Genomic DNA, 16,297 nt, shown 5'->3' on the forward strand with positions numbered 1-16,297 from the left:
TTCTGCTAATACCATATATGAAATTGGGATAGCTTACTTCCCAAAAAGAAATTAATGAGTACAACGAAATAAGCATAAACTTGAGTCCAAGCAAATGACAGTCCCGTAATTATTCCTCGCTGCTTTAACATAATGATAGCTACATATATGACAAGCACTATGAAAGAACCGATGATTTTTGCATCAAAAAACGAAATTGCTCCCTCCACTTTCATAAATGCTGATTCTAGTCCTAATAGCAAACTAATCACCATGATTGGAAGGCCAATAATGATTGAATAATTCATCCAAGTCGCCATTTGAGATAAGGAGGGTAAACGAGACCAAAGTTTTGTATATTTTTTCTTTTTTAATAGGTGGTATAAAATTAAGTATAGCACTGAAAAGACAAATGAAATGGAAAATGCTGCATACGATAAAATGGCAAAACCAATATGTATAAACAGCATTTCAGATTCCATGGTTTTTAATACTGGATTCAAATTATTTGGTGCAAACAGTCGAATTGTCATAAAAATAAATCCGAGTATATTAATAAAAAACACCGGTAAATCTGTTCTTGCTATGCAATGCAAGAAGATTGACAGCGTTACAAGTAACCAAGCATAAAAATAAATCCCTTCAGAAAGCGATAATATAGGGAATCGTTTAGTCTCCAACACGCTTAATACGATAAAAGCCGTTTGCAATATCCAAACAATGGATACTAACCAAAATGCAGTTCTACGAATGATTTCTTTTTTATAAAAATAATCGACAAAATAAAACATTATACTTATCGCATATAGTATAACCATTATTTGGTAAAGGTTACTCATCACTTCAGTCATACGAAACCCTTCTCCATCTTATACGTCATTATGATTAAAATTTAAAACAAAAGCGCTTCCGTATCATTAGTTTACCACATCGATACGAAAACGCCTCAAAATTCTTACTTAAAATGATAATTTTGGTTGATTTTCAATTCCGTCTTGAATTCGTTCTTCTTCAGTTTCTAACTTCAATTGTTGACTCTGAATTTCTTCTTGAACTAATTCTTCAATTCCAAAAATTTGTTGATACAATTGAAGTTTTTGATTGGCTTTTGGAGAGTTAGCAATTTCCTTCGCTTGAAGAATTGGTTCTTTTAACAATTGATTGATGATGGATTTCGTATGTTTATTTAAAATTTTACGTTCCCGTTCAGTTAGATTTGGCATTTTATTTTCAATACTTTTCATCGTTTCTTGTTGAATCATATTTGCTTTTTTGCGCAATGCCGCAATAACCGGTACTACTCCAAGCGTTGCAAACCAATCTTTAAATTCAACAATTTCTTGTTCAATCATTTTTTCAATTTGTTGAGCGGCCTGTTTTCGTTCTGCTAAATTCGCTTCTACAATTCCCTGTAAGTCATCAATATCATATAAGAATATGTTAGGTAATTCGCCTACTTTAGGATCGATATCTCGTGGAACTGCGATATCAACTAAAAACAAAGGTTTTCCTTTGCGTAAACGCTCTACAAACTGCATTAGTTCATAATCAATTACATACGTTGTTGAACCTGTTGATGTAATTAAAATATCTGTATCAAGCAAAGTACATTGCAATTCCTTAATCGATTTAGCATGTCCTTCAAATTTTTCAGCTAAAGACACCGCTTTTTCAAAAGTACGATTTAATACCGTTACTTTTCCAACGCCGCTTCCATACAGATTTTCCATAGCAAGCTCGCCCATTTTACCAGCGCCTAAAATCGATACATGTTTATTTTTTAGGGAACCAAATATTTTCTTTGCCAGTTCAACCGCAGCATAAGATACTGAAACGGCATTTTCGTTAATCGTCGTTTCTTTATGAGCTTTTTTCGCAAAAGTAATTGCTTGTTTAAACAAGCGGTTAAAAATCGTACCCGTCGAACCAATTTCTTGTGCCTCTAAAAAGCTTTTCTTGACTTGTCCAAGAATTTGAGTTTCTCCCAATACCATCGAATCGATTCCTGCAGTTACTCGGAATAAGTGTACTAACGATTGATCATTTTCACGAATAAATAAATAGCTCTCAAATTCCTCAATCGGAATGTTAAACCAGTTGGATAAAAAACGTTTTATATAATAACGTCCTGTATGCAGCTGATCAACTACCGCATAGATTTCCGTTCTATTGCAAGTCGACACGATCACGTCTTCTAATATGCTTTTTTCTTTTTTTAACGCAGCCATCGCTTGTGGTAATTCACTTTCAATGAACGACAACTTTTCACGAATTTCGACTGGCGCAGTTCTATAATTCAAGCCTACAACTAGTGTGTGCATGAACTTAACACCTCTCACGAACTATTTCATAACCTCTATTCTAACATAAAGAAAGCGCTATCTAAACGCTAATTATGAAAAAGTTATGAAATAAGATTTTTTACTTTAAAATAATTCTAATATAAGAATAACAAAATTTGATTCCTGTTTCAATATAATAACCTTTATACATAGTATTCAACAAATTCCGACAATTTACTCTTCTTGAACATATATAAAAGGTTGACCTATAGGATGCTAGGTCAACCTTTATAAAATTGGAAGTTCTTACTGTTTCATAAGCTTCATAAACATTTTCAATTATGTATGGAATCACATGAACTTTTGTATTTCAGTCCATGTTTCTTCCACTCCTACTCCCGTTTCCGCAGAAAACAGGATGATTGGATCTCCTTTTTCCATTTCTAATGTTTCTCTTACCACTTTTTTATGTTTATCCCACTTGCCTCTTGGAATTTTATCTGCTTTCGTTGCAACTACAATCGCAGGAATATTGTAATGTTTTAAGAAATCATACATCATTTGATCGTCTGCAGTTGGAGGATGGCGCAAATCAACAATTAAAATAACAGCTTGTAATACGCTTCGACCAGTAAGGTACTTTTCAATCATTTTCCCCCAAGCTTCCCGCTCTTTCTTAGACACTTTGGCGTAACCATAGCCTGGAACGTCCACAAAAAACAATTGATTTTCGATTTTATAAAAATTTAACGTTTGTGTTTTACCAGGCTTTGATGACGTACGAGCAAGGGATTTTCGATTAATCATCTTATTGATGAATGAAGATTTTCCAACATTCGAACGGCCCGCCAAAGCAAATTCAGGTAGACCGTCGTCTGGATATTGTTCCGGTTTGACAGCACTAATTACCATTTCCGCATGACTAACTTTCATTTAAAAACCTCCAACAAGGGCGATATTCAACACTTCTTCTGCCGATCTAACCGGTTTAAATACTAATTCTTCTCGAACTGCTTCAGGAATATCGTCAATATCTCGCTCGTTGTCTTGAGGAATGATGATAATTTTTAATCCTGCACGATGAGCTCCTAACGATTTTTCTTTCAGTCCTCCGATTGGAAGCACTCGCCCTCGCAATGTAATTTCTCCAGTCATTCCGACTTCTTTTTTGATAGGTTTATTGGAAATGGCTGATACAAGTGCTGTTGCAATAGTAATTCCCGCTGACGGACCGTCTTTTGGTACTGCTCCTTCAGGTACGTGTATATGAATATCATGTTGTTCAAAATAATCTGCATCCAAATTGAGGCGTTTGGATAAAGAACGAACGTAAGAAAGAGCAGTTTGAGCAGATTCCTTCATCACATCTCCAAGCTTACCTGTTAAAATCAGTTTTCCTTTACCAGGTGTTAAAGATACTTCAATTTGAAGTGTATCACCACCAACGGATGTGTAAGCCAATCCTGTCGCTACACCAACTTGGTTTTCCGTTTCCGCTTGACCGTAATGGAATCGATGTTTACCAAGCATTTCAATCAATGTTTTCGAATTGACAGTAACCCGTTTTCTTTCGCCAGAAACAATGACTTTTGCCACTTTTCGGCAAACTGCAGCAATCTGACGTTGAAGACCACGAACGCCAGCTTCTCTCGTATAGTATCGAATTAAATCAACAATCGCTTCATCTTTAAAGATAAGTTGTGATTTTTTCAAACCGTTTTCATCAAGTTGTTTAGGAATAAGATGATTCTTAGCGATTTTGATTTTTTCAATCTCTGTATAACCAGCAATCGATATTACTTCCATACGATCTAATAGTGGTCCTGGAATTGTGCTTAAATCATTCGCTGTAGCAATAAACATTACTTGCGATAAATCATAAGGTTCTTCGATGTAATGATCGCTAAAAGTATGATTTTGCTCAGGATCCAATACTTCAAGCATTGCTGCTGAAGGATCACCTTTGAAATCATTGGACATTTTATCAATTTCATCCAATAAAAACACAGGGTTAATTGTACCAGCTTTTTTCATTCCTTGTATGATACGACCAGGCATCGCTCCAACGTAAGTGCGTCTATGTCCGCGAATCTCAGATTCATCACGTACACCACCAAGAGAAATGCGAACAAATTTACGATTTAAACTCTCCGCTATCGATCTTGCTAGAGAGGTTTTCCCTACCCCAGGTGGTCCCACTAAACATAAAATTGGTCCACGAATGGAATTTTTTAATTGGCGTACAGATAAATACTCTAAAATGCGCTCTTTTACTTTCTCCAGTCCATCATGATCGCGATTTAGAATTTCTTCTGCCAAATTAACATCAAGTCGATCTTCCGTTTTTTCTTTCCACGGAATTGTGACTAACCATTCAATATAGTTTCGAATGACGCCGCTTTCTGCGCTGGCAGCCGGTAATTTTTCATAGCGTTCAAGCTCTTTTAGTGCCACTTTTTGTGTGGATTCAGGCATTCCGGATTCTTCAACACGTTTTCGAAGATCAGCAACTTCTCCTGTTTTTCCTTCTCGATCTCCAAGCTCGGCTTGAATCGCTTTCATTTGTTCGCGTAAATAATATTCTTTTTGAGTACGTTCCATCGCTTGCTTTACTTTTGTATTGATTTTCTTCTCTAAATTTAATACTTCTTGTTCATCATGCAAGCGAATCATTAAGTGGTCTAATCTTTTCTTAATATTGAAAATGCTTAATACTTCTTGTTTCTCAGAAATTTTAAATGGTAAGTGGGAAGCGATAATATCTGCTAGTCTTCCTGGTTCCTCGATGTCTAAAACAGATTCAATTGTTTCAGCAGTAATTTTATTTGAAGATTTCGCATACTTTTCAAAATAATTAACTACTGTGCGCATTAACGCTTCCATTTCCACGTCTTTTTCTTTCGAATCTTCATGCAATTCAATATCTACAGTTGTAAAATCATCGTTTTCTTGGTAATGAACAATTTTCCCACGACAAATGCCTTCCACTAAAATGCGCAACGTGCCGTTCGGTAATTTCAACATTTGTTTTACAGAGACATAAGTCCCAATCATATACAAATCTTCTTTTTCAGGTTTTTCTACCCGCAAATCCTTTTGCGTCGTTAGGAAGATTTTATTATCATTCATCATGGCATGTTCTAATGCAGCGACCGAACGTTTCCTACCAACATCGATATGTAATACCATTGAAGGAAATACGAGCAGTCCACGCAAAGGAAGTAGTGGTACATTTTTCTTTAATTCAGTCATGCGGGTTATTCACCTCCATTTGATACTAAAGAATGCACCCGCTTCTAGGCAAATTTAGTATGTGAAAAATTAAAAACATTTCACTTGGTTTTACATAGCAATTTCGATAAATTTAATCTTTCATAACAGCATTTACTATTCTCTGTTACATCAATTATTATTCCCGGTAAAATGTTATTTTGAACAATTTGACGCTCAATAAAATGATTTGCAAGTATTTGTAAAAATATGTAATTTTGATATTTGTTACAAAGAGCTGACTAACGAGATATGCATAAGCAAATTCGCAGTCAGCTCTTTATTTTAATGGTCATTATTACTGTTACTTGTAACTACTTTATGCGGAAGTTTTTTTATTGTCCTTCAAATCTTTTAATTCTGTACCGTCTTTTAAAATTAATTTTGGTTGCGCTTTGTCCGTAATCGTTTCTTTTGTAATAATACATTTCACGATATCATCGCGTGATGGCAATTCATACATCATATCAAGCATCGTATTTTCAATGATGGAACGAAGCCCACGGGCACCTGTTTTTCTTTCAATCGCTTCCTTCGCAATCGCTCGAAGTGCTTCCTCTTCAAATTCTAATTCCACATTATCTAATTCGAGCATTTTTTGATATTGTTTCACTAATGCATTTTTTGGCTCTGTCAAAATTCTAACGAGCGCTTCTTCATTTAACTGTTCAAGTGAAGCAATGACTGGTAAGCGACCAATAAATTCTGGAATTAAACCAAATTTCAATAAGTCTTCTGGAATTAATTGAGAAAGTAAAGATTCGCTTTCCACATTTTTATTTTTCATATCGGAACCAAAGCCAATCACTTTTTGTCCTAATCGACGTTTAATAATGCTTTCAATTCCATCGAAAGCACCGCCAACGATAAATAAGATATTTGTTGTATCAATCTGTAAAAACTCTTGATGTGGATGTTTACGACCACCTTGAGGAGGAACGCTAGCTACCGTACCTTCTAAAATTTTTAATAATGCCTGTTGCACACCTTCTCCAGATACGTCTCGTGTGATGGAAGGGTTCTCTGATTTTCGTGCAATTTTATCGATTTCATCTATATAAATAATCCCTTTTTCTGCTCGCTCAATGTCATAGTCAGCAGCTTGGATTAGTTTTAACAGGATGTTTTCTACGTCTTCACCAACATAACCAGCCTCGGTTAATGAAGTGGCATCGGCAATCGCAAATGGCACATTTAAAATTCTTGCTAAAGTTTGAGCAAGTAAAGTTTTCCCACTACCAGTTGGTCCAATTAAAATAATATTGGATTTAGATAGTTCCACATCATCTAATTTACTATTTGAATTGATTCGCTTGTAGTGGTTATATACTGCAACAGCAAGAGCTTTTTTAGCTCGCTCTTGTCCAATAACGTATTCATCTAAGATGCTTAAAATTTCCTTTGGCTTTGGAACATCTTGAAAATCGATTTCCTCTTCTGTACCTAATTCCTCAACAACGATTTCGGAACATAGCTCGATACATTCATCACAAATATAAACACCAGGCCCAGCTACTAATTTTCGCACTTGTTCTTGTGGCTTACCACAGAAAGAACACTTTAAATTGCCTTTTTCATCATTAAATTTAAACAATTTGCTTCACCCCTATTCAAGCAACAATCTTACAGGATATTGAGCACATTAGCAAATAAGAAGTTTCCAAAGCTAATGGAATATTTTGTATAGCTTATGTATGTAAAAATTATTTAGTCATTGGTATAAAACAAGGCACGGTGGTATATGCCGTACCTTGTTATTGGAACTATTCAATTAATTACAATCCTTCTATGAGGAAAGAATAAATTATTCAGTAATTTTCGCATTCTCAACTAAGAATTCTACAGTTTTTTGATTGCGAATATCATTTTCTAACATTTCAGTAGTTCCGCCTAAAGCAGTAATAATTTTTTCTTTATCCATTTTGAATTGGTCAGCCATTTTTTCAAGCTCTTTGTCGATATCTTCTTGTGTCACTTCGATGTTTTCTGCTTTAGCGATTGCTTCTAGTGTTAATGAAATGCGCACGCGAGTTTCAGCATCTTCTCTGAATTGTTCATGCAAGTCTTCCTCTGTTTGACCAGAGAATTGATAATAAAGGTCTAAAGATATTCCTTGCATTTGTAGGCGTTGAGCAAATTCATCAATCATACGGTGAATCTCGTTGTGGATCATTGCTTCTGGAATTTCCATTTCAGCATTCTCAGCTGCTTTTTCCACTAATTCATCGCGAAGTGTGCTTTCTGCTTCATTTTTCTTTTGTTCAGCTAATTGTTCTTTTATTTTGTTGCGCAATTCTTCAACTGATTCAACTTCTGGATCTGCTTCTTTTGCAAATTCATCGTTTAATTCTGGCAATACTTTTGTTTTTACTTCTTTTACAGTCACTTTGAAAGTAGCATCTTTTCCAGCAAGTTCTTCAGCGTGATATTCTTCTGGGAATGTCACTTGAACATCTTTAGATTCACCAGCTTTTAAACCAACTAATTGTTCTTCAAATCCTGGGATAAATTGGCCAGAACCGATTTCTAATGGATAGTCTTCTCCTTTACCACCTTCGAATGCTTCATCGCCAATGAACCCTTCAAAATCGATAACAGCAATGTCACCTTCAACGATTGCTTTATCTTCTTGAATTTCGTACTCAGCTTTTCTATTTAATAAATTTTGAATTTGCTCTTCTACTTCTTCATCTGTTACTTCTGTGCTAAGTTTTTTCACTTCTAATCCTTTATATTCGCCAAGCTTTGGTTCAGGCTTCACAGTAACTTTTGCAGTAAATGTAAAATCTTTATCTTTTTCAAAACTATCAAGATCGCCAATTTCAGGATAATCTACTGGGAAGATACCTGTTTCATCAACAGCTTTTGAATATGCTTCTGGTACAATTATTTCTAAAGCATCTTGATATAATGCTTCTACACCAAAACGTTTTTCAAAAATTTGACGTGGTACTTTTCCTTTACGGAACCCTGGCACTGTAATTTGGTTTACAACTTTTTTGAACGCTTGATCCAATGCTTTATTTACTTCCTCAGCAGGAACTTCAATTGTTAATACTCCAGTATTCCCATCTTTTTTTTCCCATTTTGCTGACATATATAAATACCTCCAAAAATAAATTACAAATTTTAAGCATTTGTTTATACGATTTTGACAACCATTTTAGTATATCATAAGTAGCTCTAGTTTCAACATTTTTCATGCTTATTGTAGTTCTGATAGCTTTTCCAATTCTTGAATGAACTGATAGATTTCTTGATTCAATTCACTATCTTGTCCAAACATCTGATATACAAAATCGATATAACATTCTGCTACTTCATTTGATTGAAAATCCAACCACTCAAAAGGATACGTTACAATTGCATGTTTTGCAATTAAATATTCAACCATTTCTAAAACGGATGGTTCTTGTTGCAGTTTTTCACTAACTATATTTGAAATCATTTTATATTGTGATAACTCTGTTGGCAACCCAATTTTTGATGGGTTTACCACAATCATCCGGTCAAATTTACGTATCTTTAATTCAATATCAATATTTTGCTCATTCATTAATATAAGAATAAGACTTTTAACAAAAGGATGAGTACGATGACTTTCAACAATATTTTTTAAGTGAGCGATGATCGGCCTAATATTAGCAAGAGATAACTCATGCAACTTATTCACCTGCTCAGCATGAGCTAAAGATAAAAAAGAATCTAATTCATAGAGTTCAGGTTCTAGCTGTTTGACAATCATCGTAAAATCATCTTGCTTATCCATTTTTTCAATAATATTCGCATTTAATTCTTTCAACCTATTAAATTGGTCGATTTTATCAGGTGGAATCGCTTCTTCTTCCAATAGTGAAGTAATAATTTTTTCTACTTTTTTATATTCTTTTAATTGCATACAAACGGTTAAATATAATTCCATTACTTCAAAATACATCGTTGGTCCGATATTAAGTAACTTTTCACATACTTCTTTAGCTTTTAGATAAGATTTTGCTTCATATAATGAATAAGCATATAGAATCAATACATACTCATCGCCATCAGTATATTTCAAAGCTTCCTCAAAATATTGATTCGCAGTTTCAAATTGATTTTTTTTAATATATTTTTGTGCTTCGGAAATGAGACGTTCTACTGTTCCTGGAAATACGACAACATTTTCATAAGCCGTATATGAAGATTTTTTATTTTTCACTTTTTTCACTCCATGATGCAATACAAAATAATCCGTATCTTACTACTTACTTGCTTTTTACTAATATCATTCCCTTTATTGTAAGTTATAACAATTCAATCTTATTATAGAAAAAAATATAACGGCCATCACTATAAATACGTTTTTTTTGGAAATTCCCTATAAATATTATTCATTTCCAACTCAATTGTGATTATTGTAGCAGTATTTTTAGAATCTAATGCACAATCTGCTTTGTATAGATTTTTCCCATTTATTCATACTAAATACGGAAAATCAATTGAAGGAGTTGCATTATAGTGGGTATTTTAGGGAAAAATCCAAAAGATGAACCATTACACTATGGCGAAATATTTGCTATTTGGACAAATGTTTTAGGAAATAATGGTATGATTGCATACTATCAAACATTGTACAATCATACTGGAGATGAAGATTTAGCAAAAATAATTGAAGAAGCAATTCAAGGAATGCAGGAAGAAAATAGGCAGTTAACAAATCTACTGAAAGTAAACGGTGTCAGTCTTCCACCAGCACCACCGGAACGAGCAAACGCAAACATTGAAGATATCCCTGTTGGAGCCAAATTTAATGATCCGGAAATTGCAGCAAAAATTTCTGCTGATTTAGCAGCTGGGTTAGTCGCTTGCAGCCAAGCAATTGGGGTAAGTATTAGAGAAGACATCGCCATTATGTACGGACAATTCCATGCTGCGAAAGCTCAATTGGGAGCTAAACTACTTCGTTTAAATAAAGAAAAAGGTTGGCTTGTATACCCTCCCCTACATTTTAGTCCACGCGAATAATGATATAATAATGAAGGGATGAAATGTTCACGTTTCATCCCTTCACCAATACGACTTTCAAAGGAAATTATCGCACAATACGATCTCCCGCTTCTAAATAGACAACCTTCTTTTCCAACTCTCTTACCCTTTTTTGTAATCTATTAATCATGATATTTTGTTGGAGTATAAAGTTTTTAATTTCTTCATAAGGAGCCTTGGGATTGTAATTCATTTTTCGATCATTAGCATCTTTGTTCACAATTTGTATTTGAACTTTCTCCCCTGTCATTTCTTCCACTGTAAGCGCTATAAATTTTTTATAGCGATTGTTTAACCAATCTTTACAAACTTGGTTTTCTGTTAGGATGTATAACACGTCCCCATTCCATTCTGCTTCCGTTCTTGCAAACCACATATCATAGCTTGCTTTAGGAATTTTCCAACGAATACGTTCCAACACTTCCGACCAAAATTCCATCGAGTCCATCCCTTTCTGCGAATAAATTACGTATATCCACATTGTTACAATTTTTCGCAAAAATTAATCAGGACACCTATAATTTATAGAAATATTTTTACATGACATAAAGTTTGCAGAAAATAAAACAGGGACGTCTAAAACGACTTTTCAGACGCCCCTTCAGTATTGATAAGAAATTTGTATTCAGCAGCAATCACCGTTGCACCTGTCTGTTTTTTTATTTTTTGTTGAAACGTGACCACGCCAGTACCATTACCTTTATCAGCTAAATCGGTTACCCTTAATTCTAAATGGATTGTATCCCCAATGAATGTCGGTTGTAAAAATCTCAGTTTTTCAATTCCGTAGAAAGCAACTACTGTCTTAGGACTCATATCTAATAAGCCTGTCCCTATGGATAATACAAGCATACCATGAGCAATCCGTTGTTTGAATCTCGTATTCTTTGCATATTCCGAATCCATATGCAGCGGAAAAAAATCTCCGCTTACTCCTGCAAAATTGACAAGGTCGCTTTCCGTAATGGTCCGCCCGTGGGATGTCCATGTTTCGCCTATTTCAAACTGTTCGAATGGCTTGTTTAACATTATTTCTCTCCTTTATGAAGAAGATAATCGTATAATATTAAAATTTATGCATGAACAATTTAAAACATGAACATTCAACAAATCGTTTTAACATGAATTAACGGACTATTAATACATCACATTTTGAATAACGAACAATGCGTTCTGCCACAGAACCAAGCAACCATTTTTCAATCTTATTTAATCCTGTAGCACCGCAAACCATTAAATCGACTTCAACATTAGTTAAAATCGTTTTTGCAGCCCCTTCTTCTACCAATATTTCCACGTTGGCTACACCATCTTGTTCAGCATTCATTTTCATTTTGTTTAATTCTTCCCTAGCCTTTTCTTTCAATTCTTCGGCGTATTTTAAATCATAGGCTGCAACAGAGCCAAAGGATTTTGTATCTACTACATTTATAATTAGCAAAGTAGATTGAAAATTTTTTGCCATTTCAATTGCTTGTTTTAACGCTCTTTTTGATCCTTCTGAAAAATCTACTGCAACAGCTATTTTTTGATAAATTGCCATCCTTTTCACTCCTTTATGTAAATATAGCAAATAGTTGTAAAAAACTATATGAATATTTCATGTACTATTTCCTAAAGTAGTTGGATAATCAAAAAATACTATAATAAAAAGTAGAAAAATAACTAATGAAATCTTATGTAACTATTAAAAATACACCATCTCCCTAATATATAGGCTTAGGTGCACCGTGCTTAAGTATAATCATTTTTTCCTTTCGCGTTATAAAAATTATTCAAAGTAGTCTATATGAAATTTGTCTTTGTCGATTTCTGTTGCTAGTCCAGTATAATTGATTTTATTGTATTGTTCATATAATTCTGTCACTTCGTCTAACATATTGGGATCCAACCAAATTCTTCTTTTCCCCTTTTTATATAAAACGAGAGGATGCTGATTAAACAATTTTGCGTCAAGTATTTCACTTACATGTTGTATGTCAAAAGGTTCCGTTATCGGGCGAAACATTTCGATGCGATGTTCAGAAAGAAAATGTAGAATTTCAGACACTGTCCAATCATCTTTAAAAAAAATAAACGAAATCATTTCATAAGATGGTCCAGATTTTATAACTTGGACAAAACATCGATCCATTTGTATGCACTCAGTACGCTGAAAATTGAATGCATTTTCATAATTTTTGATGATGATGTATTCAAAGCAATCTGGATATTCACGTAGTTCGCCAATTAATTTATTGTATTTATATTGTAAAAAATTCACAACCTTACCCTCTTGCAATGAGTTCACCTGCCTATAATCCTTTTCAACACACTGAAAAGTAAGCGTTTACACAAGTATAGAAATAAATGAACATTTTTTTAATTTTATTTTATGATAATCATGCTCACAATTGAACTGTTATTGAAAAATAATCAATTTAATCATGCTAATAACAATAAAAATTCCAATGAGGATAATTGAATAATGAAAAAAGTCACTATTTTCATTATTTCTTTCAAACTCAATTATTCTTTTTTTATCATCTTTCGCCCGTCGATTCATCATCATCTTCCTTCCGTTACAAAGCCACATTTGTATATAGTTTTTTCGAACAATCAACCCTTCATTCTTCAAGCAATATACAATTGAAATAAAAAAATGTGTCACTGATGATGGCAATTAGATAAGCCGTTCAAATTTTTATCACTTACAATAATTCCGCATTTGTACCACACGGCAATGAAATTTTGCCATACATTAAGTACGAATAAAGGGGGTGAAAATATATGTCTTCAAACTACGGCTCAGTAGGAGGATTCTTCGGAAACAAGTGTGATTTCGTTTTACTTGTAGTATTATTCATCCTTCTTATCATTGTAGGATCTTGCTATAATCATGGATATCAATATTAATAAGGTCAGTAAATCCTCTTTACTTTCACTGTCCGCCATAAATTCCCCTTACTAACATCTTTCTTTTTTACGACCTAAAGCCATATCTTTAGGTCGTTTTTTTGTATAGAAAAAAACCATTTTGAACAACGAGTGGTTCAAAATGGAATTTCATTAATTTAACATTTTATGAGGCAGATTTTCATACATATCAAAGATCTCAGTTGCCGTTTCTTTTATCAGTTCTTCATCTCCATAATGAATAGCACTATCTAATTTTGCATAAATCAATAATAAAATACTTTTTGCTTCTGCCTCATCCAAATATTGAATCTTCTGTTTTACAATTTGAATTCGATTCAACTACGCCACCTCTCTTTCTCTCTACGTAGCTATTATACTGTAATAATTTATAAGCTTGTTAATGATGAAACCAATTTATTAAAAAAAAGACATTTCTAATAAAATATGACCACAAGTTTAGGCAAATTTCAACAAATATAGACTGCCTTGTAATTCCAAATTTAAGGCAGTCTATATTTTAGTGTTTATGAATTTATATTTACTAAAATTCTTCCTTTTGCTTGTCCTTTTAGTAAAATTGGGAAAGCATCAGGTAACTCTTCCAGCGTCACTTCTTTATATAGGAAATCTTGTAAATTATTTGGTTTATAATCTGTTGCTAAACGATTCCAAACTTCTTTTCTCGTACTATAGTCGCAATAGGCAGAATCTATGCCAAGTAGATCAACACCTCTTAAAATAAATGGATAAACCGTCGTTGGTAGGCTTGCACCACCTGTTAAACCACTCACTGCCACTTGACCCCCAAGTTTAATTTGGCTCAAAATTGATGCAAGTGACTCCCCGCCAACTGGATCTATTGCTGCAATCCATCTTTGTTTAGCTAAAGATTTTGGTCTTCCGTTGCTTACTACTTCTTCTCTTGAGAGTACAGATGCGGCTCCTAGGCTTTTTAAAAATTCATGTTCTGTTTCCTTACCAGTACTTGCTTCGACTTCATATCCTAGTTTTGATAAAATCGCTACAGCAAAACTGCCAACGCCACCTGTCGCACCAGTCACAAGCACCTTTCCTTGATTAGGGGTTAACCCGTTTTTCTCAAGTCGATAAATGGACAAGGCAGCAGTAAAACCTGCAGTTCCAATAATCATCGCTTCTTTTAAAGAAAGACCTTTCGGAAGCGGTACAACCCAATCAGCAGGAATACGGGCATACTCACTATATCCTCCATAATGGGAAACGCCAATTTCATAACTTGTTGCGATTACTTCATCCCCTTCTTTAAAACGAGAATCCTCTGAAGCGACAACAACTCCTGATAAATCGATTCCAGGTACGAAAGGATAATTTTTCACTATATTTCCATTCGGGATGCTCGCAAGGCTATCTTTATAATTTACACCTGAATAATGAACTCGAATTAATACTTCTCCTTTTGGCAAATCATCGACGGACAATTGTTGAATATTTAAAGTTACGTCTTCTCCTTGCTTATCAACAACTAATGCTTTAAATTGCGACATTTCTATTTCTCCTTTCTTCAATTCTATTTTATATTTATTAACAATTTTCATAATATGTTAGATTATGTTAGATTATATAAGGATATGTCCGATTCCTTTATATTAGAAAGATGACTAAAATTTTTTTATGATTTATTTATTAAATAAATAAAGCGAAAAAATTAATAACAAAATTGCTATAATTTTTTTACCAGTGATTGGATAATTCTCTCCTCCAAAAAATCCAAAATGATCGATCATGGCACCAATAATAATTTGTCCTAACACAACAGCCATTAATGTGGAGGTAACACCAATTTTATTGACTGAAAAAATAAGAATCGATACGTAAATTGCGCCTAAAATTCCGCCGATTAATTGCCATTTCGGTACTTCTGTAATAGCAAATATATTTCCTTTTCCGAAAAAGATAGTAAAGAAAAATAAAACAAGCGTACCAATCAAAAAAGAAATAAAAGAACCTTCAATTAATCCTACTTGCTTACCTAACCCTCCATTAACTTTACTTTGCACTGCAACTGCCGCTCCACCTATAGTTGCAAGCAATGCAACAACCAATTTAATCATATTGAATTCCCCTTTACTATAACCCTACTAAATTATATTTATGAAAAAAATATAAATTTATAAGTAACGTTATATGTTCTTCATAAATCTTTCTCGATAATACTTTAGAAGAATTTTCACCTATAAGTAGGTTATACTAGAAAAAGAATAAAGGAGGTAACAGAAAATGACTATTGATTTAAGCCGAGTATATATTGAACGTTGTAATAAAGAAACGGAAGAAATCCTTGAAAAAGAATCGGCATCTTTTTTAAATACATCGATTTCTTATTTCAAAAATCATTTAAATGAATTTCTTTATATTCAGTCCCCTGTATTTGATGAAATAAAAGTAGATGCTATTTCCATGGAAGTGGATGATGTATTTGGCACTTATATGGCCTTATTTGGATTAAAAGTTCAAAAGAAACATACGAAAACAATAAAAAATTTTTTAGAACAACACTTACATACCAATTCGATAAAAAACTATAGCGCTTTATTTGCTGGTGATGAAGGATTATGGGAAATCAACTTACCGCTGAATTTTATTGAAGGGTTTCAAGAAGATATGACCATTGAACAAGCCCTATTCTTGACATGCGACTTTATTCAAAAATTAGTGCAGCAAATTGAAATAAGCGAATAGAGGTTGGGACATAAGTATTTTTCAACCTCAAAAATAAGGGGTGAGTTGTTTGAAACAGCTCACCCTTTTACAATTTCATCCAATTCATGAGGGTTTTACACCCCTCGTAGTGCATATTTTCTTAA

The 16,297-nt window shown here is 33.7% G+C and carries 17 protein-coding genes; 3 read left to right on the forward strand and 14 right to left on the reverse strand.

Annotated features, from left to right (window positions below):
• Positions 1–5: 5 nt before the first annotated feature.
• From ccsA to HF990_RS08155, 7 genes are all read right to left on the reverse strand, one after another.
• Entirely contained in the window at positions 6–830 is an 825-nt protein-coding gene (ccsA, locus tag HF990_RS08125; protein WP_016838431.1) for a cytochrome c biogenesis protein CcsA, read from the reverse strand.
• A gap of 108 nt (positions 831–938) precedes the next feature.
• Complete coding sequence (gene hemA, locus HF990_RS08130; protein ID WP_016838432.1) at positions 939–2,300, reverse strand: glutamyl-tRNA reductase; 1,362 nt, start codon at positions 2,298–2,300, stop codon at positions 939–941.
• Between the two features lie 312 nt (positions 2,301–2,612).
• Positions 2,613–3,194 (reverse strand): ribosome biogenesis GTP-binding protein YihA/YsxC, encoded by a 582-nt coding sequence (gene yihA / locus HF990_RS08135; RefSeq protein ID WP_016838433.1) that lies wholly within the window; start codon positions 3,192–3,194, stop codon positions 2,613–2,615.
• Positions 3,195–5,513, reverse strand: coding sequence for an endopeptidase La (gene lon, locus HF990_RS08140; RefSeq protein ID WP_016838434.1), 2,319 nt, complete (start codon positions 5,511–5,513; stop codon positions 3,195–3,197).
• 337 nt (positions 5,514–5,850) lie between these two features.
• Entirely contained in the window at positions 5,851–7,125 is a 1,275-nt protein-coding gene (gene clpX, locus HF990_RS08145) for an ATP-dependent protease ATP-binding subunit ClpX (protein WP_016838435.1), read from the reverse strand.
• 210 nt (positions 7,126–7,335) lie between these two features.
• The gene (tig, locus tag HF990_RS08150) at positions 7,336–8,628 is read right to left on the reverse strand and encodes a trigger factor (protein ID WP_168412393.1); all 1,293 of its coding nucleotides are present in this window, start codon (positions 8,626–8,628) and stop codon (positions 7,336–7,338) included.
• A 108-nt stretch (positions 8,629–8,736) separates the two neighbouring features.
• A complete protein-coding gene (locus tag HF990_RS08155) occupies positions 8,737–9,729 on the reverse strand; it encodes a tetratricopeptide repeat protein (protein WP_168412394.1) in 993 nt (330 codons plus the stop codon).
• Between the two features lie 299 nt (positions 9,730–10,028).
• Between HF990_RS08155 and HF990_RS08160 the strand changes: the two genes are divergently transcribed.
• Positions 10,029–10,535 carry a DUF3231 family protein gene (locus HF990_RS08160; RefSeq protein WP_016838438.1) on the forward strand — a complete coding sequence of 169 codons (507 nt, stop codon included), beginning with the start codon at positions 10,029–10,031 and terminating at the stop codon, positions 10,533–10,535.
• Positions 10,536–10,602: 67 nt separating this feature from the next.
• Here the strand turns inward: HF990_RS08160 and HF990_RS08165 are convergent, their stop codons facing one another.
• The 4 genes from HF990_RS08165 to HF990_RS08180 form a co-directional block, all read right to left on the reverse strand.
• A complete protein-coding gene (locus tag HF990_RS08165) occupies positions 10,603–10,995 on the reverse strand; it encodes a DnaA N-terminal domain-containing protein (RefSeq protein WP_016838439.1) in 393 nt (130 codons plus the stop codon).
• A gap of 137 nt (positions 10,996–11,132) precedes the next feature.
• Positions 11,133–11,585: a MaoC/PaaZ C-terminal domain-containing protein gene (locus tag HF990_RS08170; RefSeq protein WP_016838440.1), complete on the reverse strand. Its 453-nt coding sequence runs from the start codon at positions 11,583–11,585 to the stop codon at positions 11,133–11,135.
• 97 nt (positions 11,586–11,682) lie between these two features.
• Positions 11,683–12,099 carry a universal stress protein gene (locus tag HF990_RS08175; RefSeq protein WP_016838441.1) on the reverse strand — a complete coding sequence of 139 codons (417 nt, stop codon included), beginning with the start codon at positions 12,097–12,099 and terminating at the stop codon, positions 11,683–11,685.
• Positions 12,100–12,327: 228 nt separating this feature from the next.
• Positions 12,328–12,819 (reverse strand): hypothetical protein, encoded by a 492-nt coding sequence (locus tag HF990_RS08180; RefSeq protein WP_016838442.1) that lies wholly within the window; start codon positions 12,817–12,819, stop codon positions 12,328–12,330.
• A gap of 506 nt (positions 12,820–13,325) precedes the next feature.
• On the opposite strand from HF990_RS08180, the gene HF990_RS08185 reads away from it, so the two are divergent.
• Positions 13,326–13,451: a YjcZ family sporulation protein gene (locus HF990_RS08185; RefSeq protein WP_016838444.1), complete on the forward strand. Its 126-nt coding sequence runs from the start codon at positions 13,326–13,328 to the stop codon at positions 13,449–13,451.
• 153 nt (positions 13,452–13,604) lie between these two features.
• On the opposite strand, the gene HF990_RS08190 is transcribed toward HF990_RS08185, so the two are convergent.
• The 3 genes from HF990_RS08190 to HF990_RS08200 all read right to left on the reverse strand — a co-directional run bounded on the left by HF990_RS08190 (position 13,605) and on the right by HF990_RS08200 (position 15,544).
• Positions 13,605–13,793, reverse strand: coding sequence for a hypothetical protein (locus tag HF990_RS08190; RefSeq protein ID WP_016838445.1), 189 nt, complete (start codon positions 13,791–13,793; stop codon positions 13,605–13,607).
• 185 nt (positions 13,794–13,978) lie between these two features.
• The gene (locus tag HF990_RS08195) at positions 13,979–14,977 is read right to left on the reverse strand and encodes an NADPH:quinone oxidoreductase family protein (RefSeq protein ID WP_168412395.1); all 999 of its coding nucleotides are present in this window, start codon (positions 14,975–14,977) and stop codon (positions 13,979–13,981) included.
• Positions 14,978–15,109: 132 nt separating this feature from the next.
• Entirely contained in the window at positions 15,110–15,544 is a 435-nt protein-coding gene (locus tag HF990_RS08200; RefSeq protein WP_016838448.1) for a DMT family transporter, read from the reverse strand.
• A 166-nt stretch (positions 15,545–15,710) separates the two neighbouring features.
• On the opposite strand from HF990_RS08200, the gene HF990_RS08205 reads away from it, so the two are divergent.
• Positions 15,711–16,172 (forward strand): branched-chain amino acid aminotransferase, encoded by a 462-nt coding sequence (locus HF990_RS08205; protein ID WP_168412396.1) that lies wholly within the window; start codon positions 15,711–15,713, stop codon positions 16,170–16,172.
• Positions 16,173–16,297: the final 125 nt, after the last annotated feature.

Origin of the sequence: Ureibacillus thermosphaericus (genome assembly GCF_012396605.1) — a bacterium.
In the GTDB taxonomy this organism is placed as follows: domain Bacteria; phylum Bacillota; class Bacilli; order Bacillales_A; family Planococcaceae; genus Ureibacillus; species Ureibacillus thermosphaericus.

Excerpts from the sequence above, each read along its gene's own strand:
- ccsA (WP_016838431.1), bottom strand. The coding sequence starts at position 830 with ATGACTGAAGTGATGAGTAACCTTTACCAAATAATGGTTATACTATAT.
- hemA (WP_016838432.1), bottom strand. The coding sequence starts at position 2,300 with ATGCACACACTAGTTGTAGGCTTGAATTATAGAACTGCGCCAGTCGAA.
- yihA (WP_016838433.1), bottom strand. The coding sequence starts at position 3,194 with ATGAAAGTTAGTCATGCGGAAATGGTAATTAGTGCTGTCAAACCGGAA.
- lon (WP_016838434.1), bottom strand. The coding sequence starts at position 5,513 with ATGACTGAATTAAAGAAAAATGTACCACTACTTCCTTTGCGTGGACTG.
- tig (WP_168412393.1), bottom strand. The coding sequence starts at position 8,628 with ATGTCAGCAAAATGGGAAAAAAAAGATGGGAATACTGGAGTATTAACA.
- HF990_RS08165 (WP_016838439.1), bottom strand. The coding sequence starts at position 10,995 with ATGGAATTTTGGTCGGAAGTGTTGGAACGTATTCGTTGGAAAATTCCT.
- HF990_RS08170 (WP_016838440.1), bottom strand. The coding sequence starts at position 11,585 with ATGTTAAACAAGCCATTCGAACAGTTTGAAATAGGCGAAACATGGACA.
- HF990_RS08175 (WP_016838441.1), bottom strand. The coding sequence starts at position 12,099 with ATGGCAATTTATCAAAAAATAGCTGTTGCAGTAGATTTTTCAGAAGGA.
- HF990_RS08185 (WP_016838444.1), top strand. The coding sequence starts at position 13,326 with ATGTCTTCAAACTACGGCTCAGTAGGAGGATTCTTCGGAAACAAGTGT.
- HF990_RS08195 (WP_168412395.1), bottom strand. The coding sequence starts at position 14,977 with ATGTCGCAATTTAAAGCATTAGTTGTTGATAAGCAAGGAGAAGACGTA.
- HF990_RS08200 (WP_016838448.1), bottom strand. The coding sequence starts at position 15,544 with ATGATTAAATTGGTTGTTGCATTGCTTGCAACTATAGGTGGAGCGGCA.
- HF990_RS08205 (WP_168412396.1), top strand. The coding sequence starts at position 15,711 with ATGACTATTGATTTAAGCCGAGTATATATTGAACGTTGTAATAAAGAA.